A 25,261-nucleotide genomic window follows, 5' to 3' on the forward strand; every position below is an offset into this window, starting at 1 on the left:
GAAGTAGACATGCAGGAGGTATGCCTACTTCACTCATTCACCACTTCACCGTTCTACCACCACGTTATCAATCAGCCGCACGCCGCCCAGCCAGGCCGCCAGACAGAGCGCCACCGGGCCGCTGGCCGGCCGCTCGGAGGCCAGCGGCTGCAGCGTGCGGGCGTCGCTGATATCGAAGTACTCCAGCTCAATGGCCGGCTGCTGCTGCAGAAACTCGGTGGTTTGCCGCTGTACTTCAGCTACCGTCTGCTCCTGCTCGATGAGGGTGCGGGCCAGCGTGAGAGCCTGGTACAGGTGCGGGGCCACGGCCCGCGCTTCCAGCGAGAGGCGCCGGTTGCGCGAGGACATGGCCAGCCCGTCTTTTTCGCGCACCGTCGGGAAGACCACCAGCTCCAAGTTGAAGCTCAGGTCCTGCACCAACTGGCGGACCACGGCAACCTGCTGCAAATCCTTCTGCCCGAAATAGGCCCGGTGCGGGCGACTCAGGTGAAACAGCTTGCTTACGACCGTAGCTACGCCGTTGAAGTGCCCGGGCCGGTGCGCGCCTTCCATCACGCGCTCTAGGGTTCCGAAATCAAAGCGCAGCAGCGTGGGCTGCGGGTACATTTCCTCCACCGAGGGGGCAAACAGCGCCGTGCAGCCCGTGCCGGCCAACAGCTTGGCATCGGCCTCGGGCAGGCGCGGGTACAGCCGGAAGTCCTCGGGGTTGTTGAATTGGGTGGGGTTCACGAACAGGCTGACCACCACCACATCGTTTTGCTGAGCAGCAGCGCGCACCAATTGCAGGTGCCCCTGGTGCAGGGCACCCATGGTAGGCACCAGCCCAATACGCAAGCCGGCCCGCCGCCACAATTCGGTGCGGTCTTGCAACCCGGCTGCGGTTTGCAGAATCTCCATAGACAAACAAGGCCGCTTCATCATTGCAATGGCAACGCTCGGGCGGGTTACATTGAATTTTCGCCTAAAATTGTTTAATTTTGTGCATCCAAAAGTGTGTCCTCCCATTAAAAACCCCAGGAAGCTGTATGTCTAAGCTGAGAATACTCTATGCTGCCACGGAAATCAATCCGTTTTTGCAGACGACCAAGGTAGCGGAGTTTCTGCGGATGCTGCCCCAGGGAATGCAGGAAATGGGCATGGAAATTCGGATTTTCGTCCCACGCTTTGGCATTATCAACGAACGCAAGAACCGCCTGCACGAAGTAGTGCGCCTCTCGGGTATCAACATTGCCGTGGGCGAGGAAGAAAAGCCGCTGATTATCAAGGTGGCATCTATTCCGAACGCGAAGCTGCAGGTATACTTCATCGACAACGAGGATTACTTCCACCGCAAGTCGGTGCTGGTTGATAAAAACAACCAGTTCCACGCCGACAACGACGAGCGGGCTATCTTCTTCTGCAAGGGCGTGCTCGAAACGGTGAAGAAGCTGGGCTGGGCCCCCGACATCGTTCACTGCAATGACTGGATGACGGGCCTGATTCCGATGTACCTGAAAACGACCTACAAAAAGGACCCGATTTTCAAGGATGCCAAGTCGATTTTCACGATTTACAACAACGAGTTTGCCCACAAATTCGAAGGCGACATCATCGAGAAGGCCAAAATGCTGGACATCGATGATGAAATGCTGGAGCAGCTGAAATCGGCTGACTTTGGTGGGTTCATCAAAATTGGGATGCAGTACGCCGACTCCGTGGTGAAATCGGACGAGGATTTCAGCGACAACCTGAACGCGCTGTTCAACGAGTACTCCCAGAAACGGTGCATCAGCCAGGTAGCGGCCGATGATACCCTGCTTACCTCTTACTACGCGCTGTATAATGAATTGGCCAACTAGGTCCTTCCAGCGGGCGGCAGCCATTTTCTTTTCCGCTTCTCTGCTGCTCACCGCCTGTGAAGACCCGAATACAGTAGGACTGGAGCTTCCGGGCTCCACCCCACTGACCACTGAGTTCAAAGACCTGGCCGTCACGGCCTCCACTATTCAGCAGGATTCGCTGCCTACTACTGGTCGCAATCATTACCTTGTGGGGCGCCTTCAGGACGCCACGCTCGGTACTATCACTGCCCGCACGTTTTTTGAGGCACAGGTAAGCAACGATTCCATTCCGGCCCTGTTTACGGGGGCGCAGCTCGACTCCGTGGTTCTGTACTTTGGGTTCGACCAGATCTATGGCCCAACCACCGTGGCTCCCCGCTTCGATGTGTATAAGCTGGCCGCGCCCCTGGACAGCCGCACAACCTATAACTCTTCCAGCTCTTTGCCAACTGACGTAGCGCTGGCCACGAATGTAGCGGTCAAAACCAACCGCAGACAGATGGCCCGGCAGCGTGTAAACCCGTCTTCTACTACGGACACGACGACTAAAATTGTAGATGCGGGCCCTTTGAACGTCATTCGGCTCCCATTGGTAAAGAGTGGACAGAGCACCGCTTTTACGACGGCTCTGTTTACGGCGCTCAATACCCCTGGCTTCAATCAGGCCGCACTTAATAATTTGCTGCCAGGCTTTTCCTTGCAGCCTAATGCAAGCTACGCGAGCAGCATTCTGCGTTTTGGCCGCACCACTGCCACCCGGGCCATTGTTTATTACCGGGCCGGTAAAACCAAGCAGCCAGATGTGCCCATAAAACGCACGTATATCATCCGGTACGCCAATGCTTCCAGCAGCAGCGCTACCGGGCAGCCGGATCCAAACGCGCCCCGCTATTTCACGCAGCTTACCACGCAGCTTAATGGTGCACTGGCTACGCTAGTATCTGACAAGGATTCTGTACCGTCGGCCAATACCAATGGCCTGACGTATCTACAGGAAGGCACAGGCATAGCTACCAAGCTCTACGTGAGTGGTCTGGCGGAATTGGCCCAGCAGAAGAACATTGTGGTTAACCGAGCCGAGCTCATCATTCCGGCCAGGCCTTACGCCAATGCCCGGTTTGCGTATCCATTGCAGGCTTTCTTGTACGAAGTCAACAAAAACAACCAAATTTTAACGCGCGTTATCGACAACCAGGAGATAGACCGGGTAGTGCAGGCAAGCGGCTTCTCCCCCACCTCTTCCGGCAACGCTGCCCCCGTGGACTTTTATGACTCCGGCTCCGCCACTAAAGGCTACAGCGTACTGTTAACCAGCTATATCCAGGCGTACCTGAATAATACGCTGGGCGAAAAACCCGCAGGCTTTGTCTTAACGGCTTCGCCGCGTCTGCTCTCCAATTTAGTGACGCCCCGTACCAACGGAGATGCCTCTTCTACAACCTTAGCTATAGCCAACAACCTAACGCTCAACCGGGCTGTATTGGACGCTAACAACATTAAGCTTCGCGTCTACTACTCGCGGCTCTAATCAAACTTTTTTTGTTGCATTTTTGTCGGCTGGTTGGCTGGTAAGGTTTTTGCCTGGCCGGCCCCAGTCGTTTTTTTCTGTTGTCAATTTTCATTTCAAACTGCCATGTGCGGAATTGTAGCATACATCGGGCATCGTGAAGCCTGCCCTATCATTATTAAAGGCTTGCGCCGCCTTGAGTACCGCGGCTACGACTCAGCCGGTGTAGCGCTGCTCAACGGCCAGTTGAGCGTTTACAAGAAGAAAGGGAAAGTAGCGGATCTGGAAGCGTTTATCGCCGAAAAGGACACCCACGCCAACATTGGTATGGGCCACACCCGCTGGGCTACCCACGGCGAGCCGAACGATGTAAATGCTCACCCGCACTACTCCACTTCGGAGCGCATTGCCATCATTCACAATGGCATCATCGAAAACTACGCGGCGCTGAAGCAGCACCTGCAGCAGCAGGGCCACGTGTTCCACTCAGACACTGACACCGAAGTTTTCGTCAACCTGATCGAGGAAATCCAGAAGCAGAACGGCTGCTCCCTGGAGGAAGCCGTTCGCCTGGCCCTGCACGAAGTTGTCGGCGCTTATGCTATTGTCGTGCTCAGCAAAGACAACCCCAACCAGCTGATTGCGGCCCGTAAAGGCTCGCCCCTGGTGATTGGCGTGGGCAAGGACGAATTCTTCCTGGCTTCGGATGCTACGCCCATCATTGAGTACACCAACGAGGTAATCTATGTAAATGATTACGAGCTGGCGGTTATCAAGAACGGTGAGCTGGAAATTCGCTCGCGGGAAGACGTTAAGCAGACGCCGTACATCCAGACGCTGGAACTGGAGCTGGACCGCATTGAGAAAGGCGGCTACGAACACTTCATGCTGAAGGAAATCTTCGAGCAGCCCCGCTCTATCCTCGACTCGATGCGGGGCCGCCTGGAGCTGGAAGCCGGCCACCTGAACATGGGTGGTGTGCGGGCCTACGAGCGTAAGTTCGTAAATGCTGACCGTATCATCATCGTGGCCTGCGGCACCTCCTGGCACGCTGGCTTGGTAGCCGAATACCTGCTGGAAGACCTGGCCCGGATTCCGGTGGAGGTGGAATACGCCTCGGAATTCCGCTACCGTAACCCCATTATCACGGAGCGCGACATCGTTATTGCTATTTCGCAGTCCGGTGAAACGGCTGATACTTTGGCCGCTATTGAGCTGGCCAAGAGCCGGGGCGCTACCATCTTCGGGATCTGCAACGTGGTGGGCAGCAGTATTGCTCGCGCCACCGACGCCGGAGCGTACACCCACGCCGGCCCGGAAATTGGGGTAGCCTCCACGAAAGCCTTTACCGCACAGGTAACGGTGCTTACCCTGCTGGCCATGATTGTGGGCCATAAGCGCGGCACCCTCACCGACTCGAAGCTGCGTGAGCTGATGGTAGAGCTGAGCAGCATCCCCGCGAAAGTGGAAAAGGCGCTCCTGCTGAACGACCAGATTGAGCGCATTTCGGAGACGTTCAAGGACGTGCCGAACTTCCTGTACCTGGGCCGCGGCTACAACTTCCCCGTAGCCCTGGAAGGCGCCCTCAAACTAAAGGAAATCAGCTACATCCACGCCGAGGGTTACCCGGCCGCGGAGATGAAGCATGGCCCTATCGCCCTGATTGACGAGAACATGCCCGTGGTGGTTATTGCTACCAAGGACAGCTCCTACGAAAAGGTAGTAAGCAACATCCAGGAAGTGAAAGCCCGCAAAGGCCGCATCATTGCCGTGGTAACGGAAGGCGACACCACTATCCCAAGCATGGCTGAATTCACTATTGAAGTGCCGGCTACAAGCGAAGTGCTGATGCCGCTGGTATCGGTGGTGCCGCTGCAGCTGCTCTCCTACCACATTGCCGTAATGCGCGGCTGCAACGTAGACCAGCCCCGCAACCTGGCCAAGTCCGTAACGGTAGAGTAACCCGTAACAGATACATGAAAAAGCCGCCCTGTGAGCACGGGGCGGCTTTTTACGTTTGTTGCCTTACGGATCAGCCCAACTCGAAAGACTCATTGCGCAGGTACATGGTTTTGAGCAGCGGGCAGACTTTATACCGCTCGTCGTGGGTGTCGAGGTACAGATTTTCCAAGGTTTCGTACACCCGGCTTACGCCGATGGCGTTGGCCCACGCAAACGGGCCGTGCGGATAGTTGGTACCCAGCTTCATGCCCAAATCAATGTCTTTGACGGAAGCAGTGCCTTCCTGCAGGGTGTAGCACGCTTCGTTGATAATCATACAGATGACCCGCGGTGTGACCATCCCCACGCGGTCCTGCACTACCCGGAAATCAGAGCCCAGGGCGGTGCATACCTCTGCTAGCTTAATGGAATCATCAGGCCGGAACAAGCTTACCTCCAGCAGCTTCCGGTCGATGAGCGTGGGCAGACCACAGAAGCCGAAGACCGGCCCGAATGGCGGCTCTTCGTTGTGGAACAGTTGCGCCAAGCTGCGAGCCGTGGTATTGTAGAACAGCGCCTGCCGAGGCTTTTCGTAGTGCAGCTCGGGCCAGTCGCGCAGATCAAAGGCCACATCGGCGGCACCGAGGCGCGGGAGCAGGTCGGCGGCCGCGGCGGGGCAGAAGTCGTAGGTATGGGTTTCGCCAAACTTGCGGCGCAGCTCGTCGGCCACGTGCAGGCCCTCCACAATGAACAGGTGCATGAATTTTTCAGCTTACTTTAGCTCAAAGATAGGCTTTCCCCTTCCACGAAAACTTCCCGCTCTATGTCGCACACCATCGTCTTCTCCTCCGACGCTCCTGCTCCTATCGGCCCCTACAGCCAGGCCATTCAAGCGGGCAATACCGTGTACGTTTCGGGCCAGATTGCGCTGGACGCCACCACCGGCCAACTCGTAGGCAACGGCGACGTAGCCCAAGAAACGCACCAGGTAATGCGCAACCTGCAAGCCGTGCTGCACGCAGCCGGCCTCACGCTCCGCCACGTGGTGAAGTGCAGCATCTTCGTGAAGGACCTGGGCAACTTCGGCCTCATCAATGAAATCTACGGCAGCTACTTTGAGGCCGACTACGCCCCCGCCCGCGAAACCGTGGAGGTAAGCCGCCTGCCCAAAGACGTGCAGGTGGAAATTTCCTGCGTGGCCGTGGGGGAATGAAAAGGTTACGGGTAATACGTGAGAGGGTAAAAAAGTCAGCCGTCATGCGGTTGCTGGCACCATACTAAAGATGAATTGATGACCGTTTACTCATCAATTCATTTCCTCATCACGTTTCACCTTATCCTCTGAAAACCATGAAAGAACTGGGACTCGGTTTATTTATTATCGGACTGGTATCGTTGATTTTGCCGTTTCTAGGCCTGAAATTCATGTTCCTGACCTGGATTGAACAATGGGGGCCGAGCACGGCCTGGGCCATTCGCGGCGGCGCCACGCTGCTGGGCCTGGTGCTGTGGCTCAGCTTCAAAAACCGCGACTGATGCGCCGACCCGCTGCCCGCAAGCCAGCCAAGCCCCTGCGCAAGCCCGAATATTTTCCACCCGAAAACGTGCTAACGCGCGTGCTGCCGCCCGAGTTAGTAGGTCAGCGGGAGTTTGAGCAGTACCATTTCATCGGCTTCGATTTAAGCCAGGCCGATCTGTCGGGGCGGCGGTTCAGCGAGTGTCTGTTTGAGAACTGCAACCTGGCGGGCACTACGCTGGCCAATACGGCCCTGCAGAACGTGGCCTTTGCGGGCTGCAAGCTTCTGGGGCTGCAGTTTACCGCGTGCCGGGACCTGCTCTTCGACGTGCACTTCGACCAGTGCCAGCTCGATTACGCCTCGTTCTGGGGCAAGGTGATGCCCAATACGCGCTTTGTGGGCTGCTCCCTCCAGGAAGCCGACTTCACCCGCTGCGACTTGGCGGGCGCCGTTTTTCAGGACAGTCAGCTCCATCGGGCTGTATTCAGCCAGACCAGCTTGCCAGGCGCCGACTTCACCACCGCCCAGGGCGTATCGCTCGACCCGGCCATCAACAACGTCAAACAGGCCCGGTTTGCGCTCAGCAGCCTGCCCGGTCTGCTCGAGCAGTATGAACTGGTGATTGAGGGTTAAGTCGTAGCAAAAACTCACTCATTCACTCAGTCACCGATTCACTCACTGGATATCGTACCTTTGCGGCGCGTTTCGGCACGTGTACCGGGCGCGAATCAGCTGTATTGTATGGAAAGAGAAGTACGGGTGCGGTTCGCGCCCAGTCCCACCGGGCCGCTGCACATCGGCGGCGTGCGCACTGCGCTCTATAATTACCTGTTAGCCCGCAAGCTGGGTGGCAAAATGCTGCTCCGCATCGAGGATACCGACCAGAACCGCTTTGTGCCCGGCGCCGAGGACTACATCCGCCAGAGCCTGGAGTGGTGCGGCATCCAGCTCGACGAAAGCCCCTGGGCCGAAACGCCGGGCCCGCACGCGCCCTACCGCCAGAGCGAGCGGAAGCCCATGTACCGCCAGTACGCCCAGCAGCTGATCGACAACGGCTACGCGTACTACGCTTTCGATACGCCCGAGGAGCTGGATGCCATGCGCGCCCGCCTCACGGCGGCCAAAGTGCCCAACCCGCAGTACAACAGCATCACGCGCACCCAGATGCGCAACTCCCTTACGCTGCCCGCCGAAGAGGTAGCGCAGCTGCTGGAAGCCGGCGAGCCGTACGTTATCCGCCTGAAGGTGCCGCGCAAGGAAGAAGTACGCTTCAACGACCTGATTCGCGGGTGGGTGGTGGTGCATTCGTCCAGCATCGATGATAAGGTGCTGATGAAGTCGGATGGAATGCCCACCTACCACTTGGCCAACATCGTGGACGACCACCTGATGGAAATTACCCACGTGATTCGGGGCGAAGAGTGGCTGCCCTCGGCCCCGCTGCACGTGCTGCTGTACCGCTACCTGGGCTGGGAAAGCACCATGCCGCAGTTTGCCCACCTGCCCCTGCTGCTCAAGCCCGACGGCACCGGTAAGCTCAGCAAGCGCGACGGCGACAAGCTGGGTTTCCCGGTATTCCCGCTGGAATGGCACGGCAAAGACGCCGAAACCGGCGAGCCAACGGTGAGCCGCGGCTACCGCGAAGACGGCTACCTGCCCGAGGCCTTCATCAACTTCCTGGCTTTCCTGGGCTGGAACCCCGGCTCTACCCAGGAGCTGTTCACGATGGACGAGCTGGTGGAAGCCTTCTCCATTGAGCGCGTGAGCAAGTCGCCAGCCCGCTTCGATCAAAACAAGGTGCGTTGGTACAACGAGCAGTACCTGCGTGCCAAACCCGATGCCGAACTCGCGCAGTACCTAGTAGAAGCCCTCCGCACCCAAGGTCAGGAGCTGGACGCCGCCAAGGCCGAGCAGATTGCGGCCCTGGTAAAAGAGCGCGCCACCTTCCCCGATGATCTGGCCCGCGAGGCGCAACTGTTTTTCCAGCGCCCCACCAGCTACGACGAACAGGTAATCAACAAAAAGTGGAATGCCCAGGTGGCCGGCGCCCTCGCTGAGTTTGCCCGGGAGCTGCCCGCCACTGCCGACGCCACGCCTGACGGCATCAAGGCCTTGCTTACGCAGGTGCTGGAACGCCAGGGCATCAAAATCGGGCAGGTGCTGCAGGCTTTGCGCGTGGCCGTAACGGGTGCCGCCGCCGGGCCCGACCTGATGCACATCATGAGCATTCTGGGTCCGCAGGAAACCGCTGAGCGGATTCAGCAAGCTCTCAGCCAGCTGCCTGCGTAAGCTATAGCGCTGACTTAGGTCGTGAAAAAAGCCCCGTCGATAGTTCGACGGGGCTTTTTTATGAAGTGGTAGCAGAACCCGCTTCAACCGCTCCGCCACTGGTTTCGTACTAGAGTCTGCTACGCTGGCCGCTGATAGGCCGCGCGTCTTACCTGCTCAGCCTTTAGCCGCTTGCACCATGGCCAAGAAACCCGTTAGCCCGAAAAAGAAGAAAGTCGACCCCGAGAAAAAAGCCCGGGTACATAAGGAGCTGGAAGGCTTCGAAATCAAGGTAAACCCCTTGGGCGAAATCACCTCCAACTACTCCATTGAGGACATCAACCACTTTCTGAACCGCCATGTGCGCGACAAAAAACTGGTGAACCGCGACGGGCAGTTTGGCGAGAAAGAAGAAGAAAACGATTTTCCGATTGAGGATGGCACCCGGGAGCCCGAGGAATCGGATGAGGACTTCATGCGCCGCACCAGCAAGGAAGCCCGCAAAAAAGGCGCTGCCCCCGAAGAAGATGTGCCTGGGGTTACCCCCCTGGAAGAAACCGAGTAAGCCAGCCGTATTAACCTGCTGGAAGCGTCCGGCTGAGCAAATCCTGTTGCTCGGCCGGACGCCTGTGTTTTAACCCCGGCAGGCAGTATACTACAAGCACATTTGCTATACTTGAGCCACCAAACTGCTTCGGCACCTACCTTTCTTTCGCTATGATGAACTCTCACGACGTCGACTACAAAATCCTCGGCCACGACATCCAGGTCCTCGAAGTCGAGCTGGACCCCAACGAAACCGTTATTGCCGAGGCCGGCGCCATGGTGTACATGAGCGAAGCCATTGCCTTTGAAACGAAGATGGGCGACGGCTCAGAGCCCGCGCAGGGCTTTATGAGCAAGCTGTTTTCGGCCGGCACGCGCCTGATTACCGGCGAGTCTTTGTTCATGACGCACTTCACGCACCGGGGCGGCTACGGCAAGGCCCATGTGGCGTTTTCGGCCCCCTACCCTGGCACGATTATTCCGCTGGACCTGCGCACACTGCCGCAGGGCCTAATTGTGCAAAAGGACGGCTTTCTGGCGGCGGCCCGGGGTACCAAAATCAGTTTGCACTTCAACCAGAAATTCGGGGCCGGCTTTTTCGGGGGCGAAGGATTTATCCTGCAAAAGCTCACCGGCGACGGCCGCGCCTTTATTCATGCCGGCGGCACCATCATCGAGAAGCGCCTGAACAATGAGCTGCTGCGCGTAGATACGGGCTGCGTGGTAGCCTTCGAGCCGGGCATCGACTTCAGTGTAGCTCGGGCCGGCGGCCTTAAATCCATGATTTTCGGGGGTGAGGGGCTGCTGCTGGCTACCCTGCGTGGTACCGGCCGCGTCTGGATTCAATCCATGCCCGTGAAAAAGCTGATTCAGGCGCTGGCACCCAATGGCGGCAATGCCCAGAAGGAAAGCGGCAGCGTACTGGGCAAGCTCGTCGGCGGTATCATGGACGAATAGGTTCCTGCCGAGGCCTAAAGCAAGCGGCTCGCTTAACCCCGGGGATTGAGCGAGCCGCTTGCTTTAGGCATTATGTGAGCAAAGAATAACTCTATTTCTTTGCGGCCAGCTCATCCAGCGGCTCGTTGGGTGCCGTCATGGCCACAAAAACAAGGCTGCCTACCATCACCAGAACCAGCAGGCCCAGGAATCCTAGCAGGGTTTTTTTCACCCAGGCAGGGGTTTTCTTTTTTCGTTTTTTGATGTAGCGCCGTCGTTTCCGGGGTGCTGGTTCCGAATTAGAAGCAATAGAGGACACGGGTGGGAAGGTTAGATCAGAAGCATAGCTCTAATATATAATGTTTTATAAAATAAAAGCCCTTGCCACTGCTATTCCTGCTGCCCTGGTGCAGCTGGCTGGCTGGCTTTGGGAGCTGTCGGGAGCTTTTCCCGACGCCGCAGCTGACCCATTTCGTACCAGGCTCGCGAAACAGCCTCGCCGCTGGGAGCATATTCCAGCCAGGGCCCAAACCAGTAAAAGTGCACGATGTCGGCTTCCCGGACGATGCGCGCCCGACCCTGCTTAGCCAGCTTTCCGTTGGCGTGATATTCCTGGATGAAGAGTAGTCCCGGTCGCCACCAATAGTGCTGTTCCTCCCGCTCCAGGCCGTTTTGTGGCCCGTAGTAGCGCCAACGACCCACCAGCTTACCATGGCGGTAGCGGCCGGCCGTAGCCAGCTGCGTGCTGCCCTCATCGTAGTAAGTGCGCCATTGGCCCTGCCGCTCATTTTGGGAATCGAAGCGGTTGAGCTTCGCCGTTGGAACATTGGCCGGTACTGTTTGGGCAGTGCGGCAGCCGCCAGTCATTGCAGCCAGCAAGCTTATGAGGCAGGCAACTGCCGCACTGCCGGTAGCAGAATTTTTTTGATGCAGGGCAATCATCCCAGAATAGAAAAGTAATGCCCTAAGCTATAACTAATTATTTAGTTGTTCAAGTATTTCGTCGATGACGTCACGGGAATTGCTCAGGCGCGGTACTTTGTGCTGGCCGCCCAGCTTGCCCTTGCGAGCCAGCCAACGCTCAAACGTGCCAGCCGGTACGGCCTGGACTACGGGTGCTACCAGGGCAATGTCGCGGTAGCGCTTGGCATCATAATCAGAGTTGAGCTGGCGCAGGGTCTCATCGAGCACCTGGGCGAACTGCGGCGCATCGGCGGGAGCCTGCATAAACTCCACCAGCCACTGGTGGCCGCCGCGCGAAGCCCCGTCGGTGGAGCTGAAATAGACTGGTGCCGCCGTGAAGTCGCGCACCAGAGCACCGGTAGCTGCACAGGCTGCAGCCAGAGCGGCATCCGCGTTTTCAATGACGACTTCCTCCCCAAAGGCATTCAGGAAGTGCTTGGTGCGGCCAGAAATGCGGATGCGGTACGGGGCCAGGCAGGTAAAGCGCACCGTGTCGCCGATTTTGTAGCGCCACAGGCCAGCGTTGGTGCTGATGACCAGCGCGTAGTTGCGTCCCAGCTCCACGTCTTCCAGTAGCACCGTGCGCGGGTGCTCCGCCCCAAACTCCTCCGCCGGGATAAACTCGTAGTACACGCCGTGGTCGAGTAGCAGCAGCATGTCTTCGGAATCGGGCTGGTCCTGGAAGGCAAAGTAGCCTTCGGAGGCGTTGTAGATTTCGAGGTAGCGCATCTGCCCGCCCGGAATCAGCTGCCGGAACAGCTCCCGATACGGCCCGAAGGCCACGGCTCCGTGCAGGAACAGCCGCAGATTGGGCCACACTTCGGTGATGTTGGCAGCGCCGGCCAGCTCCACCACGCGGCGGAGCAGCACAATCATCCAGGTAGGTACGCCCGCCAGGGTGGTGACGTCGATGTGCTGCACGTGCCGGGCAATGCGCTCAATCTTTTCCTCCCACTCATCCAGCAGGGCCAGCTCCAGGGGCGGCGTGCGCAGAAACTCAGCCCAGGCGGGGAGGTTCTGCATAATCACGGCCGAGACGTCGCCCACCCGCGAATCAGTGTGGGGGCGGAAAGGGTTGGCCGTGTGCGTACCGCCCAACGACAGCGTTTTGCCAGCCATTACATCGGCCTCGGGGTACAGGCTGGTAGCCATAGCCACCATGTCGCGGCCGGCGCGGTAGTGGCAGTCGTGCAGGCTCTGGCGCGACACCGGAATGTACTTGCTGCGGGCGTTGGTGGTGCCACTGCTCTTGGCAAACCACGTGGTGGCGCCGGGCCAGAGCACATCAGCTTCGCCGTGGAGCATGCGTTCCAGGTGCGGATACAGCTGCTCGTAGCTGCTCACGGGCACGCGGCGGGCAAACTCCTGCCGGCTCGGGGCCTCGGCGTAGCCGTACTGGCGCCCCCACTGCGTGTCTCGGGCCGTGTGCAGCAAGCCCTCAAACACCTGCTGCTGCGCAGCCAGCGGGTGCTGCCGGAAATGGTCGATGCTGGCCAGGCGCCGCTGTACGGCCCACGTCAGAATGTTGCTGATCATCTACGCCCGCAAATCAGGTGAATAAGGTGCCCGAGGCCATACGCAGACTTGGCGGGGTGGTTGGGGTGGCAGGCTGCCGAGGCGCTAGGTAGCAAGGCTAACCACAGCGGCCTCAGCAACCTAAATATTGCGCTTTAGCTCGAAATTCTTGCCCAGGTACACGCGACGCACCGTTTCGTCGGCGGCTAGTTCCTCGGCGGTGCCGGCTTTCAGCAGCTTGCCTTCGAAGAGCAGGTAGGCCCGGTCTACGATGCTGAGCGTGGAGTTCACGTCGTGGTCGGTAATGAGGATGCCGATGTTCTTGTGCTTGAGCTTGGCCACGATGCCCTGGATTTCCTCGGTGGCAATGGGGTCGACGCCGGCAAAGGGCTCATCCAGCAGCACGAACTTGGGGTTTACGGCCAGGGCGCGGGCAATTTCGGTACGGCGCCGCTCACCGCCGCTGAGTACACGGCCCAGGTTTTTGCGCACGTGGGTAAGGCTGAACTCGTGGAGCAGCTCCTCCACTTTATCGAGCTGGGCCTGGCGCGGCAAATCCGTCATTTCCAGCACCGACAGGATATTTTCCTCCACGCTCAAATCCCGGAAAACGGAAGCTTCCTGCGCCAGATACCCCACCCCGCGCCGGGCCCGCTGAAACATGGGCATGGTGGTAATATCCTCCTCATCGAGGAAGATGTGGCCTGAGTTGGGCTTTACCATACCCACAATCATATAGAAGCAGGTGGTTTTGCCCGCCCCATTTGGCCCTAACAACCCCACGATTTCACCTTGCCCCACCGTCACGCTCATGTCGTTGACCACGGTGCGGGCTTTGTACTTCTTGATCAGATGTTCCGCTTTCAGAATCATAGGCCGCAAAGGTAGTTGCTTGTTTCTGGTTGCTGGTTTGGAGTTCTGCCTCGCCGACTCGCGGCAGAACTCCAAACCAGCAACCAGAAATCAGAAACCTTACGCCCGGGGGCGCAGAAGCTGGTCGTGGAGGGCGCGCTGGGCTTCCGTGAGCGTGGGCAGGGGCTCCAGCAGGTGCTTTACTTCGGCTTCCATGTCGCGGGGGGAGGCCTCAACCTGCTGCTGCGTGCTGCCGCGCCGGTACACGATGCGCACGGGCGTATCGGTAGCCGGCTCGATAAGAGGGCGCAGCAGCTGCTCGGCATTTTCCATCGTCACGGGCGTGCTGTTCACTTGCAGAATCACGTCGTCGTTCTGCAGGCCAAACACGTTGTTCTCGGCGCGGGTCTGGGCCAGAATGAAGCTTTGCTTGTCCTGGTCGTAGCGGAAGCCCAGCTCGCCGAAGGCCTTTACCACCACGTTGGCCTTGGGGGCATAGCGCCAGCCTACCTTGGCCAAGTACTCGCTAAGCGGCAGCGGCTGGCTGCCCTGCACATATTCGGTGAAAAACTGCTGGAGTTGCGGGTGCGTGAGCTGCACGATTTCCGGAATCAGCTGCTCGTCCTCGAAGGGCCGCTCGGGACCGTACTTCTGGCCCAGCTGCAGGAGCACGTCGCGCAAGCTCAGGCGGCCCTGTGTAAGCTCCTGAATGCGGATATCGAGCAGAAAACCAATGAGGGCGCCTTTCTTGTACACGTTTTCATACATGTCCTTGTAGGGGTCCACCAGGATGTTGCGGCTCATATCGGTGAAGGACACGGTCCGGTACTTCTGCATGTCCTCAATCTTGTGCTTGATTTCCTTGCGGAACTCGTCTTCCTGGGTGAGGCCGCCCTGCAGCTGCACCAGCTGGGCGAAATACTCCGTAACGCCCTCGTACAGCCACAAGTGCTGCGACATCTTGGGCGTGCGGAAGTCGAACTCCCCGATTTCGCGGCTGTGGATATTGAGCGGGGTGAGGATGTGCAGAAACTCGTGCGAGGCCACCTCCCGCACCAGGGACCGGATGCGCACGGCGTCCGCAATTTCGGGCAGGAAGTACACCGACGAATACGAGTGTTCCATGGCCCCGAACCCGCCCGCCGGGTTCACCACGGGCGAGCTGAAGGCCGGGAAGTACATGATGAAGTGGTAGCGCGGCACCGGCATCCGCCCGAAGAACCGGGCCAGCGCCTCCGCCATCGGCCGCATAGCCTCGCTCACCTGCGCCGACTTCACCACCCCGTTTTCCGAAAACACCGACACGCTGATGCGCGCTCCGCCGGTAGTGAAGCTGGTGGTATCGGGGCGGCTGTACATCACCGGGGCGTCGGCCAGCTGCACGTAGCTGCCAGCCCGAAACACGTCCTGGGTAGCCGTAGGGCTTTGCTTGCCCAGAGACGTAGCCCCGTACAAATCGGCGGGCTTGTTGATGGTCACCTCGTAAGGCTGCATCTTGTAGCCCTCCAGGTAGCCGTAGAGGCCGTAGTGGTTGAGCACGAAGTTGCGGCCGGCATCAATGTTGGTGCCCCCAGGCTGGAACACGAAGTTCTTGTCCTTGGAATCCCAGGTGTCGTCCACGAGGTACTCCAGTCGGTCGAGTTGGCGGGCTTTATCGATAAGGAACAGGTTGTCGCCCTGGCGGGTGGTTTTCAGCTTTTTGCCCTGGCTGTCGAAGGCCTGAAAATCGGTAATGAAACGGCCGTAGTCCTTCTTGGAGTAGGAGCCAGGCACCACGCTGGGCAGCACGTACGTAGCCTGGTTTTCGCGCACGACGGGCGGGCGCACCACCACCCGCACCCGGTCGTTCTGTACCTGCTGCAGGTCCACAGCGACGCGGTACGTTGCGGGAGAATTCTGGGCGAGCGTGGCGGTAGCGCAGGGCAGCAAGCCCAACAGCAGGTAAGCTGGTTTCATAAGGCAAGAAAACGGGCCACTCCGAAACGCAGCCAACCAACAAGATACAAGTATCTGCTTATACCTCCTACCCTATTGGCGGGCTCCGCCGAAGCTTTTGCTTTTCTCCCGGCCGGCTTTGTCAGTCCACAAAGCAGTTTTGAGAAATTCGAGGATCTATTCGGGCTCAGTGCCCGGCTAGTCCCAGCGAATGTCCTTCAGGCGCAGCTGCAGGGTTTTCACGCCCCGGTACTCGTTCAGCTCCACGGTGTAGCACACGCTGAAGGGCCGGCCCAGCAGAATTTCGGGTAGGTACTCCCCCAGCCCAAACCCGATGGCATCCACGGTGTGGTGACCATCCTGGGTGAGGGTGATTTTGAGGTGGGAGTTGCCCACAATGCGGGCCGAATCGGGCAGGGCATACACTCCGCGCGACTCGAATACCGGGTTGGAATTACCAGGGCCGAAGGGCTCCATCTGGCTCAGCAGCTTGTAGAAGCTCGGCGTAATGTCCGTCAGCTCCAGCTGCCCGTCGATTTCCACTGGCGGAATCATCTGCTCATCGGTGATGCGCGAAGACACCACTTCCTCGAACCGGCGCTGAAACGCCGGCACATTCTCCACGGGCAGCGTGAGGCCGGCCGCGTACATGTGGCCGCCAAACTGCTCCAGCAAATCCGAGCACTCCAGAATGGCCTGGTGCACGTCGAAGCCGATGACAGAGCGGGCCGAGCCGGTGGCTTTGCCATTGCTTTGGGTGAGGATGATGGTAGGCCGGTAGTACTTATCGAGGCAGCGTGAGGCCACAATGCCAATGACGCCCTTGTGCCAGGTTTCGTTGTAGAGCACCGTGGACCGGGCGTTGCGCAGGCCGGCATCGGCCTCAATCATTTCCAGGGCCTCCTTGGTGATGCGCGTATCGAAGCCGCGGCGCTCTTGGTTGGTTTTGTCTACCACGCCAGCCTTTTCAATGGCTTCTTCCTTGGAGCCGGCCAGCAGCATGGCCACGGCCCGCTTGGCATCGCCCATACGGCCGGCCGCATTAATGCGCGGTGAAAACCCGAATACCAGAGAGCTGATGTTGAGCTGGGCGCCGGTCAGGCCCGCCAGCTCACGCAGGGCGTCGAGACCGGGACGCTGGGGGTGGTTGGCGTCGTTGAGCAAGCGCAGGCCGTGGTAGGCCAGAATGCGGTTTTCACCACCAATAGGTACGATGTCAGCGGCAATGCTGACGGCCAGCAGATCCAGCAGCTCATAAAGCGGCGCTTCGTCCTGACCCAGGTGCTGGCACAGGGCCTGCATCAGCTTGAAACCCACCCCGCAGCCCGACAGCTCCTTGAACGGGTACGGGCAGTCGGCGCGCTTGGGGTCGAGCACGGCCACAGCGGCCGGTAGCTCGTCGCCGGGCAAGTGATGGTCGCAGATGATGAAGTCGACGCCGCGCTGGGTGGCGTAGGTTACCATCTCCACCGATTTCACCCCGCAGTCGAGGGCAATGATGAGGGCGAAGCCGTGGTCGGCGGCATACTCAATACCGGTTTCCGAGATGCCGTAGCCTTCCTTGTACCGGTCCGGTATGTAGTACTCTACCCGCTCCAGGCCGAAAAACTGGCAGAGGTAGGAATAAACCACTGCCACGGAAGTGGTGCCGTCCACGTCATAGTCGCCGAATACCAGCACCTTTTCGCCGGTGTGCAGGGCCTGCAGCAGGCGCTCCACGGCCCGGTCCATGTCGCGCATTAACAGCGGGTCGGGCAGAGAGTCCAGTGAAGGGCGGAAATAAGCGCGGGCTTCCTCGAAGGAGCACACCTGCCGCTGGCACAGCAAAGCAATAATGGCCTCGTTGACGCGCAGCGCGTCGGCCAGGTGCCGGACCTTTTCGGGGTCGGGCGCGGGCTTCCGAATCCATCGTTTCTGCATAGGGGCGGGCGGCGCGCCAGAAGGCGGCGCTATCTTCAAAAGTAAGAAGAAAAGCCCAGCCTTGCACGGCCCCGGCCGTATTCATCCGGACTGGCCGCGTAAGTCCGTATTGGCAGTCAGCGGCTTGCAGGCAGGCAGAATATTCACGCCTTTTACCTGAGAGGAGAGCTGTCATTCCGAGCGGAGCGAGGAACCTGAGGAATACTACTGCAGGAAGGCGCGGCTAAGAACCCAGATTCCTCGCTCCGCTCGGAATGACAGGAATTAATTTACCGCGTCGCCGCGGAGCTTACGGAACCGCTTGCGGGCTTCGGCCACGTAGATGCTGCCGGGGTATTTGGTGATGACGCGCTGGTAGAGCTCCTGGGCTTTTTCGCGGTCCTGCAGGTTTTCCTCCTGAATGCTGGCTGCCAGAAACAGGGCGTCGTCGCTGAGCACGTCGTACTTGGGGTTTTCGGTGATGCGGGCCAGGGTTTGCACGGCCCCGGCGTAGTCGCTGGTGCGGCGCTGGAGCTGGGCTTTCAAATACCAGGCTTCATCCTGGAGGGCATGGCCGGGGTATTTCTGCACCAGGGCATCGAGGCCGCGCATGGCTTCCGGCAGCTTGTTCTGGAATACCAGCAACTCGGTGGCGGCGTAGTCGCGCAGGGCTACGCCGGCGGTGTCCATAGCGGTATTGTCGGTGATGAGCAGGCTGAGCTGCATGGCATCGTTGGCAATTTCGCGGCTCGTGGCTTCCTTCAGAATGTCGAGGTGGCCCTGGGCCAGCTTGAAGTCGCCGGCAAAGTAGCTAAGGCGGGCGTTGCGCAGCTTGGCATCGTAGCCCAGCGGGGAATCCTTGTGCGACTTTTCCACCTGTGAGTACAGCAGCGTGGCTTCCCATGGCTCGGCACGCAGCAGGTATAGGTCGGCCAGGGTCAGCTTGGCGCGGTCTACGGTTTCGGGGTTGGCGCGGGGCTGGCTGATGGCTTCCTGCAGCAGCGTCATGGCTTTATCTTTCTCGCCCAGCTGAAACGCGTGCAGCTCGGCCATATTGCGCAGGATATCAGCCCGGTACGGCGAGGTAGCTCCGAACTCGGTCAGCAGCTGCTGGTACTCGCTCAGCAGCGTGCGAATTTTAGCTACGTCCACCGGGAAGGTGTTGCGCACCTGCTCCTCACGGGCCTGGAGCAGCAGCTGGCGGGCCATGCCGTAGAACTGCCCGCCCCGGTACTCGCGCACCACGTACTCGTAGCCCGCAATGGCGCTTTCGTAGTCGTGGTTGCGCAGAGCAATGGCGGCCAGGTCCAGCACGCGGCTGCCTTCGCTGCGGGTGCGCCGGTCGAGGGCGCGGGCCTGCACCAGCGCACCCGTGAAGTCCTTGCGCTGCACGTACAGCCATAGCAGCAGCTCACTGTAGCTCCCTTGCTCGGGGTGCTGCTGTACGTTGTTCAGCAGGAGCTTTTCCAGGGCATCGAAGTCTTTTTCCTCGCGCAGGCTGTTCTGGAGCATGTTGCGCACGAAGGGCAGCTGCCGCTCGTCCTGCTGTAGCAGGCGCAGGGTTTCGGCCAGCAGCCGCTCGGTGCCGGGCTGGCGGGTATAGAGCTGAATAAGCTGCGGGGCATACTCGATGTCGTTGTGGGCCAGGGCGCGGCCGCGCAGGTACACTTTCTCGGCCCAGTCGAGCTGCTGGTGTTCCTGGAAGTCAGCGGCTACGGCCAGCACCTGGTCGGACTTCAGACCCGAAACCACCCGCTCGTACTGCTTGGCGGCGCCGGCTTTGTCACCGCTGCTGTCCAGTACCCGGCCCAGCAGGATGCCCACGATGGGGTCTTCGGGGCGGCGGCGCTGGGCTTTGCGGGCCAGCTTTTCGGCTTCCTTGAAATGGCGCATTTCCTGCATAGTGCGCAGGTACTCGGGCAGCACGGTGCCATTGAACTGCAGCTCGTCGGGCAGCTGGCTGAATAGCAGCTCGGCCTTGGCAAACTCGCCTTTGCGGGCGTACTCGCGGGCCAGGGCCAGGTCCTCGGCATCGGCCCCCGACTGCGCCAGGGCCGGGCCCACGCCCAGCAACGCAACTACCGCCATGCTGCCTACTACCCGGCCAAGCCGGCTCCAAACGTTCATACCCATATCTATCAGACGAAAAGCCGCCACCGAAGGCTGCCGCAGGTTACAACTTACGACTCGGTTAATTCATTTCATACCGGCCAAAAAACCAGAAACAGCCAACCGGAAGGCCACAAAAAAGGGCCGCACCCCAAGGTACGGCCCTTTCAGCTTGCGCTGGTAACCGGCGGCTTAGAAGAAGCGTGGGCGGTTGTCTTCCACGCTGGCGTCTTTCTTCACGGCTTCGTAGATGGCGCCGTCGAGGCGGGAGGAGCGCTGCTGCACCAGCTGGCGCTTAATGGCCTGCACATCCACGGCAGCCTGCTCCTTGTTGATGTTTTCGAGCTGTACCACCAGTACGCCTTGCTCACCCTGAATGGGGGCCGACTTCTGGCCGGGCTTCAGGCCGAAAATTTTGCCCACGGCCACTGGCTCATTGCCGATGCCCGGAATCATGCCGGCACCCATGGCAATGTTCTGGGCCTGGTTTACCTGGGCACCATTGCCGTAAGCGGCAGCCAACTGCTCCAGCGTGCCGGTTTTGCCCTGGAGCTTGGCCATGATCTGCTTGGCTTTCTCTTCGTTGCGCACCAGCGCGGTCAACTCGGGCTTGATGCTGGCCACATCGGCAACGCCTTTCTCGCGGGAACCGGTAACTACTGCCAGCACGTACTGGTCACCGATTTCAAACACGTCCGAAACGTCGCCCACTTCGGTTTTCTTGCCGTTGTTGTAGTAAGACCAGCGCACCAGCTCGCGGGCACCCTGCAGGGTATTCACGGTTTGGGCACCTTTGTCGAGGCCCTTGGCTTCCTGCTTCTGCAGGGTCTTGTCGGCGGCTACAGCAGCGCGGAACGACTCCAGGTCGGTGGCTTTGCCTTTCAGCTCCTGCGCCTTGGCGTAAGCCATTTCGCGGGTGCTTTCGGAAGGGGCAATGCTTTTCTGCACGGCGGCCACCTGGTAGGTTTGGGTGGTTTTGGGGGCCGTCACCTTCAGGATGTGGTAGCCGAAGGAGGTTTCAACCAGGTTGGGCAGCAGGCCGGCCGAGGTAGCGCCAAACACGGCCTTTTCGAACTCGGGCACCATACGACCCTGCGTAAACCAGCCCAGGTCGCCGCCGGTAGCGGTGGTGCCATCCGAGCCGAACTGACGAGCCATAGCGGCGAAGTCAGCTCCCCCTTTGATTTTGTTGAGCAGGTCCTGCGCTTTGACTTTAGCCGCAGCTTTGGCTTCCGGCGTTTCGGCCGTGGGCTTGATGAGGATGTGGCTGGCGCGGGCAGCGGGCTGCGTGCCAGCTTTCTGGCCGGTTACCTTAAACAGGCTGTAGGTGCCGTTTTCGGCGTAGGGGCCGTACACTTTGCCCACTGTGAGGGGGAAGTTCTGGCGCAGCTTCTCGGGCAGGTCAGCCGGCGAGAGGAAGCGGCCGTTGTAGGGGAACTCGGGGTCGGAATTCAGCTTTACGAACAGGGAGTCGTTCGGGGCCGAGGCGAACTGCTGGGCCAGCTGGTTGATGGTGGTTTTCACCGCCGTGCTGTCTTCCACCGAGGCCGTTACCGGAATAGTCACGTACTCAATATTGCGGCCTTCCTCTACTTTATACTGGTCTTTGTGCGCGTCGAGGTAGGCTTGCAGCTGGGCGTCGCTCACCTTCACGGCCGAGTCCGAAATGGAGAAGTACGGCACCAGCAGGTAGCGGATGTTGGCGCGGGTGTTGATGTCCTCGGCGTAGCGCTTGGCCTCCGCCGTCGTCACGTAGGTCGAGAGCTTGATGAGGTTGTTGTACTTGTTGCCGAGGCGGTCGGGGCCCAGGTTGGCTTCGAAGGAATACCACGCATCCTGCGCCTGGGGCGGCAGCTTGTCGAGGTTCTTCAGGTACTCAATCACGCGGGTGCGGTCGAACTGCCCGGTCTTGGGGTCGGTGAAAGCTTGGCGGATGCTAGGGTGAATGTTCTTGCCCTGCACCATGTCGGTCAGCTCGTCGTCCGAAACCTTCAGGCCGAGCTTATCAAACTCCTTCTGGAAGGCAATGCGGTAGAGAATCTTGTTCCAGGCCTGCTCACGCAGGTAGCCCATCGTGTTTTCGTCGGGCTGGCGCTGGTTCTGGGAAATGAAGGCCTGTTTGGTTTCCTCCAGTACGCGCTGGTACTCGTCGTACTCCACTTTTTCGCCGGCCACTTCGCCTACTACCGTATCGTTGCTGTTGAAAAGGCGGTTTTTACCCCCGATAAGGTCGCCACCAACGATAAAGAGCAGCATCCCGATGGCAACCGTGCCGACTGCCCAGCCCGATTTTTCCCGGATTGTGTTAATTAATGCCATTTATTTGAAAAAAAGCGCGGTATGAAAAGTGGAAAGAGGCGCAAAATAACCAGAATCCCCCGGACATTCAAAGGACTGGCCCCCGCGCCGGCAAGGTACGGGGGCCAGATCGGGTAAAAGCGTCAGCAGAACCTACTTGCGTTTGGCTTGCTTGGGGTTGGTATTACCCCGTCCTGGCTTGCGGGCAGCTACGGGTTTGGCGGGCTCCACCGGCGCCTGGCTGCGGCCCAGGTAGCGGTACAGCATCAGCAGGCTGAACGAGGTCATAAACAGCCAGTAATTGTCCCGCAAGGCATTTTTATCGTTCTGCAGCAGCGTCTGGTACGTGCCGATAACGAACGCACACACGGCTAGCGAGAACAGCACGGTGCGGGCCAACGAACGGTCGAAGCGGATAGGCATATGAAGAGTGACTTACAGTAATTTGGCTGAAAAACCAGTTGTTATTTCTCATTACTTACCCTGCTGCACAGTGAAAACACCTGTGGGATTGAGGATTCTGTACCAAGAAAATTCCTGGTTGGCTTTCAGCCCGAAACCGGTCAGCACTTCGGTATCGGTTTCTACCCGCACGGCGGTTTCTTTGGCGGTATAGATGGTGCCTTTTTGCTGGTTGAAAAACAGCTCCTCGGTATCGAGCTCCTGGTGCTTTTCCTCGTTGCGCACCTTCACATTGCCCCGTATGATGTACAGGTTCTGGGCCTTGTCGTACTTGCCGTAGTTGCCCTCCAGCGTGTTGATGACGCGCGTGCCATTATCGCCGTAGAAAACAACCTTCATGCTTTTCGGAAACACCATGTCGCTGTTTTCAAACTGCTGCTGCAACGGAGCAGTAAGCTTGATCTGCAGCTTGGCCGAGTCGCTGTACAGGATAAGCACGTTGGTACTTTCCGACAGGGGCCCTTTGTAGGTAACCGTTTTCTGCGTTTGGTCGGCCGGCTTGGTTTCGCACGCGGCTACCAACCCCATAAGGGTTAGGCTCAGGCCTACGTGGCGCCAGGTGGTGCGGCTGCTCATAGCGCGTTACTACTCCAGACGACGCTTGATAAACCAGCGGTTGTTGAGTGAGAAGCCCAACTGCGCCCGCATGTATTTTTCCTGGATGTTGCCGTTGGGCAGCTCACTGCTGGCGTCGGTGTTGCCGCGCATGCCCACGGCAAACGACAGGTTCACGCCCGCCGATTCCAGCGGCGAGGCCGTGGGTACGGGCAGCGTGAAGCCCCAGCTCAGCGCCCGGTCGTAGAGCACCTGGCCGGCGGGGCGGTAGGGCATCTGCTCCACGCTCACGCCCAAGCGGTAAGTTATGCGCTTGAAGTAGCTGTCCACCGAGGCCGGATCAGGCGTCAGCTCGCCGCCGGCCGCCACCCGAAAGGTATTGTCGAGCTTGGTGGCGTTGAAGGTGTTGAAGTTGGTAAAATCACCCCACTTTGTTTGCGCGGCATCCACCGAAACCGACCAGCTGCGGTTGTTGTCGAGCGAAAGGCCAAACTGCGCGGAGGCCGGCAGTTTGGCGTAGCCTTCCCGACCCGTCAGTACCACATTGGTTTCAATGATGCGGCCTTCGATGTCCTGCCGTTCTAGCGCCTGATCATGGGTGCCGTCGAGCTTGGAGGAGAAGCCGTAGGTGCCGCCCGCGTTTAGGTTCAGCTTGTCGTTCAGCGGCACGCGGTAGTGGCCGCCCACCCGAAAGGTGAAATCGGAGTAGTACAGATGGTCCCGCACTACGGTGGTGGTGGCATTTTCAACCCCGGTTGCTTCGGAGTACAAGGTCGACTTCGCGTCGTGGTCGATACTGCCAAACGTGTAGCCAGCCGTGAGGCCCAGCGACAAACCCTTGGCTACGCGTATGCCTGTGGCGGCGTACACCTGGGTCAGGCCACCCTGGCCTTCATACTCTTTGATGGAGCGCAGGCTTTCGTCGCCCACTACGGGTTCCGTCAGCTGGTTGGCATAATCAACGGACGAATAGGGCCGCAGGCCGATGGACACGGCCATGCGCTTGGAAATAGGCAAGGCCAGCGCCAGGTACGAGAGGTTGGCGCTGCCGTCTTTCTGCGAGGCCTGCTGGTTGCTGATTTCCTTGTACTGCCCCGTCACCCCGATTTCGAAGGTAGTGCGCGAGGTGTAGTACAGCAGCGCCGGGTTCAGGTCATTGATGTGCTGCCCATCGGGCGCCGACAGGCCAGCGCCTCCCATACCCTGCTGCCGGATGCCGCCCGCCGTAGCCGACGCGTCACCCAGGCCCAGGCGCGAATAAGGAGAGTTGCCGAGGCCCTGACCGTAGGTGCGGGAGGAAACGAAACCGCCCAATAGCGCCAGACCCAATAAGCCGGCGAATGATTTAGTTGACATTATGCACCTGAATTCGGTGAAGCCCGAGCAGAATCAGCTCAGGTACTACAAAGATGCGGCCTTTCAGCCGCGGTTCAAAGAAAGGCGCGTCGCCCCCGGTCAGCACCACGGCCAGCTCCGGGTACAGCTCCCGGTACTCGGCTATGAGGCCGTTCACCTCGGCTGCCGCTCCGTTGAGCACCCCGCTTGCTATGGCACTGTGCGTATCGTTGCCCGTGAGCGACACGGGCGCTTGCACATCGGCCGGTACAGCCAGCAACGGTAAGCGTCCGGTAAAGGTATGCAAGGCCTGGAAACGCAGCCGTAGGCCCGGTGCAATGCTGCCGCCCCGGAATGTAGGCCCCGCCTCCACCAAGTCGCACTTGATGGCCGTGCCGGCATCCACGATCAGCACGTTCTGGCCTGGAAAGCGGGCGGCCGCACCCACGGCGGCGGCCAGCCGGTCGGCGCCCAAAGTGTGCGGGGTAGCGTAGCCGTTGTGCAACGGCACGGGCGTGGCAGCCGGGTCGAGCCCTACTACCACGCCCTGCGTGAATGGTTGCAACCTGGCTACCCAGTCCTGCACCGGCTGAGCCGCTACCGTGGCCACAATGGTGTGGCGCGGTTGCAGCCGAGCGGCGGCGGCCAATACCTGTTCTACCGTAAGCCCCGCCGCCTGCTCTACCAGCTCTCCATCAACAAAGCACCCCAGCTTGCTGGAGGTATTGCCGATGTCGAGGGTGAGGTAGCACATGCGCCGCTTGCTTTTTTACAGGAGCCGGCCCGGGCAGGCCGCGTTGCCT

23 protein-coding genes are annotated in these 25,261 nt (G+C 59.5%); 9 read left to right on the plus strand and 14 right to left on the minus strand.

Going from position 1 to position 25,261, the window contains the following annotated elements; translation table 11 throughout:
- Positions 1–45: 45 nt before the first annotated feature.
- Positions 46–897 (minus strand): pantoate--beta-alanine ligase, encoded by an 852-nt coding sequence (gene panC, locus I5L79_RS13170; protein ID WP_196955520.1) that lies wholly within the window; start codon positions 895–897, stop codon positions 46–48.
- A gap of 128 nt (positions 898–1,025) precedes the next feature.
- On the opposite strand from panC, the gene I5L79_RS13175 reads away from it, so the two are divergent.
- From I5L79_RS13175 to glmS, 3 genes are all read left to right on the plus strand, one after another.
- Positions 1,026–1,838 (plus strand): glycogen/starch synthase, encoded by an 813-nt coding sequence (locus tag I5L79_RS13175; RefSeq protein WP_196955521.1) that lies wholly within the window; start codon positions 1,026–1,028, stop codon positions 1,836–1,838.
- A complete protein-coding gene (locus tag I5L79_RS13180) occupies positions 1,822–3,348 on the plus strand; it encodes a DUF4270 family protein (RefSeq protein WP_196955522.1) in 1,527 nt (508 codons plus the stop codon). Before I5L79_RS13175 ends, I5L79_RS13180 begins: the two co-directional genes overlap by 17 nt.
- 105 nt (positions 3,349–3,453) lie before the next feature.
- Positions 3,454–5,289 carry a glutamine--fructose-6-phosphate transaminase (isomerizing) gene (gene glmS, locus I5L79_RS13185; protein ID WP_196955523.1) on the plus strand — a complete coding sequence of 612 codons (1,836 nt, stop codon included), beginning with the start codon at positions 3,454–3,456 and terminating at the stop codon, positions 5,287–5,289.
- Positions 5,290–5,359: 70 nt separating this feature from the next.
- Here glmS and I5L79_RS13190 read toward each other — a convergent pair whose 3' ends face one another.
- Positions 5,360–6,028: a 3-hydroxyacyl-CoA dehydrogenase family protein gene (locus I5L79_RS13190; protein WP_196955524.1), complete on the minus strand. Its 669-nt coding sequence runs from the start codon at positions 6,026–6,028 to the stop codon at positions 5,360–5,362.
- A 63-nt stretch (positions 6,029–6,091) separates the two neighbouring features.
- On the opposite strand from I5L79_RS13190, the gene I5L79_RS13195 reads away from it, so the two are divergent.
- The 6 genes from I5L79_RS13195 (at position 6,092) to I5L79_RS13220 (ending at position 10,556) form a co-directional block, all read left to right on the plus strand.
- Entirely contained in the window at positions 6,092–6,481 is a 390-nt protein-coding gene (locus I5L79_RS13195; RefSeq protein ID WP_196955525.1) for a RidA family protein, read from the plus strand.
- A gap of 137 nt (positions 6,482–6,618) precedes the next feature.
- On the plus strand, positions 6,619–6,804 hold the full coding sequence (locus I5L79_RS13200) for a hypothetical protein (RefSeq protein WP_196955526.1): 186 nt from the start codon (positions 6,619–6,621) through the stop codon (positions 6,802–6,804).
- Complete coding sequence (locus I5L79_RS13205; protein ID WP_196955527.1) at positions 6,804–7,418, plus strand: pentapeptide repeat-containing protein; 615 nt, start codon at positions 6,804–6,806, stop codon at positions 7,416–7,418. Before I5L79_RS13200 ends, I5L79_RS13205 begins: the two co-directional genes overlap by 1 nt.
- Positions 7,419–7,526: 108 nt before the next feature.
- A complete protein-coding gene (gltX, locus tag I5L79_RS13210; protein WP_196955528.1) occupies positions 7,527–9,074 on the plus strand; it encodes a glutamate--tRNA ligase in 1,548 nt (515 codons plus the stop codon).
- A 178-nt stretch (positions 9,075–9,252) separates the two neighbouring features.
- On the plus strand, positions 9,253–9,618 hold the full coding sequence (locus tag I5L79_RS13215) for a hypothetical protein (RefSeq protein ID WP_196955529.1): 366 nt from the start codon (positions 9,253–9,255) through the stop codon (positions 9,616–9,618).
- 155 nt (positions 9,619–9,773) lie between these two features.
- Positions 9,774–10,556: a TIGR00266 family protein gene (locus I5L79_RS13220; protein ID WP_196955629.1), complete on the plus strand. Its 783-nt coding sequence runs from the start codon at positions 9,774–9,776 to the stop codon at positions 10,554–10,556.
- 91 nt (positions 10,557–10,647) lie between these two features.
- Here I5L79_RS13220 and I5L79_RS23330 read toward each other — a convergent pair whose 3' ends face one another.
- The 12 genes from I5L79_RS23330 to I5L79_RS13275 all read right to left on the minus strand — a co-directional run bounded on the left by I5L79_RS23330 (position 10,648) and on the right by I5L79_RS13275 (position 25,212).
- A complete protein-coding gene (locus I5L79_RS23330; RefSeq protein WP_231403076.1) occupies positions 10,648–10,854 on the minus strand; it encodes a hypothetical protein in 207 nt (68 codons plus the stop codon).
- A gap of 71 nt (positions 10,855–10,925) precedes the next feature.
- The gene (locus I5L79_RS13225) at positions 10,926–11,402 is read right to left on the minus strand and encodes a toxin-antitoxin system YwqK family antitoxin (RefSeq protein ID WP_196955530.1); all 477 of its coding nucleotides are present in this window, start codon (positions 11,400–11,402) and stop codon (positions 10,926–10,928) included.
- Positions 11,403–11,510: 108 nt separating this feature from the next.
- Complete coding sequence (locus I5L79_RS13230; protein WP_196955531.1) at positions 11,511–13,034, minus strand: GH3 auxin-responsive promoter family protein; 1,524 nt, start codon at positions 13,032–13,034, stop codon at positions 11,511–11,513.
- Between the two features lie 120 nt (positions 13,035–13,154).
- Positions 13,155–13,886, minus strand: a complete 732-nt coding sequence (lptB, locus tag I5L79_RS13235) for an LPS export ABC transporter ATP-binding protein (protein WP_196955532.1) — start codon at positions 13,884–13,886, stop codon at positions 13,155–13,157.
- 99 nt (positions 13,887–13,985) lie between these two features.
- On the minus strand, positions 13,986–15,821 hold the full coding sequence (locus I5L79_RS13240) for a M61 family metallopeptidase (RefSeq protein WP_196955533.1): 1,836 nt from the start codon (positions 15,819–15,821) through the stop codon (positions 13,986–13,988).
- 177 nt (positions 15,822–15,998) lie between these two features.
- A complete protein-coding gene (gene recJ / locus I5L79_RS13245) occupies positions 15,999–17,720 on the minus strand; it encodes a single-stranded-DNA-specific exonuclease RecJ (RefSeq protein ID WP_196955534.1) in 1,722 nt (573 codons plus the stop codon).
- A gap of 264 nt (positions 17,721–17,984) precedes the next feature.
- Positions 17,985–19,832, minus strand: a complete 1,848-nt coding sequence (locus I5L79_RS13250) for a tetratricopeptide repeat protein (RefSeq protein ID WP_231403077.1) — start codon at positions 19,830–19,832, stop codon at positions 17,985–17,987.
- A 168-nt stretch (positions 19,833–20,000) separates the two neighbouring features.
- On the minus strand, positions 20,001–22,127 hold the full coding sequence (locus I5L79_RS13255; protein ID WP_196955535.1) for a peptidylprolyl isomerase: 2,127 nt from the start codon (positions 22,125–22,127) through the stop codon (positions 20,001–20,003).
- A 132-nt stretch (positions 22,128–22,259) separates the two neighbouring features.
- A complete protein-coding gene (locus I5L79_RS13260; protein ID WP_196955536.1) occupies positions 22,260–22,529 on the minus strand; it encodes a hypothetical protein in 270 nt (89 codons plus the stop codon).
- Between the two features lie 51 nt (positions 22,530–22,580).
- Complete coding sequence (gene lptC, locus I5L79_RS13265; protein ID WP_196955537.1) at positions 22,581–23,144, minus strand: LPS export ABC transporter periplasmic protein LptC; 564 nt, start codon at positions 23,142–23,144, stop codon at positions 22,581–22,583.
- Between the two features lie 9 nt (positions 23,145–23,153).
- Entirely contained in the window at positions 23,154–24,479 is a 1,326-nt protein-coding gene (locus tag I5L79_RS13270; RefSeq protein ID WP_196955538.1) for a hypothetical protein, read from the minus strand.
- Positions 24,469–25,212: a type III pantothenate kinase gene (locus I5L79_RS13275; RefSeq protein ID WP_196955539.1), complete on the minus strand. Its 744-nt coding sequence runs from the start codon at positions 25,210–25,212 to the stop codon at positions 24,469–24,471. The genes I5L79_RS13270 and I5L79_RS13275 overlap by 11 nt, the downstream gene beginning before the upstream one ends.
- Positions 25,213–25,261: the final 49 nt, after the last annotated feature.

Source organism: Hymenobacter guriensis, from assembly GCF_015773195.1.
Taxonomy (GTDB): Bacteria; Bacteroidota; Bacteroidia; order Cytophagales; family Hymenobacteraceae; genus Hymenobacter; species Hymenobacter guriensis.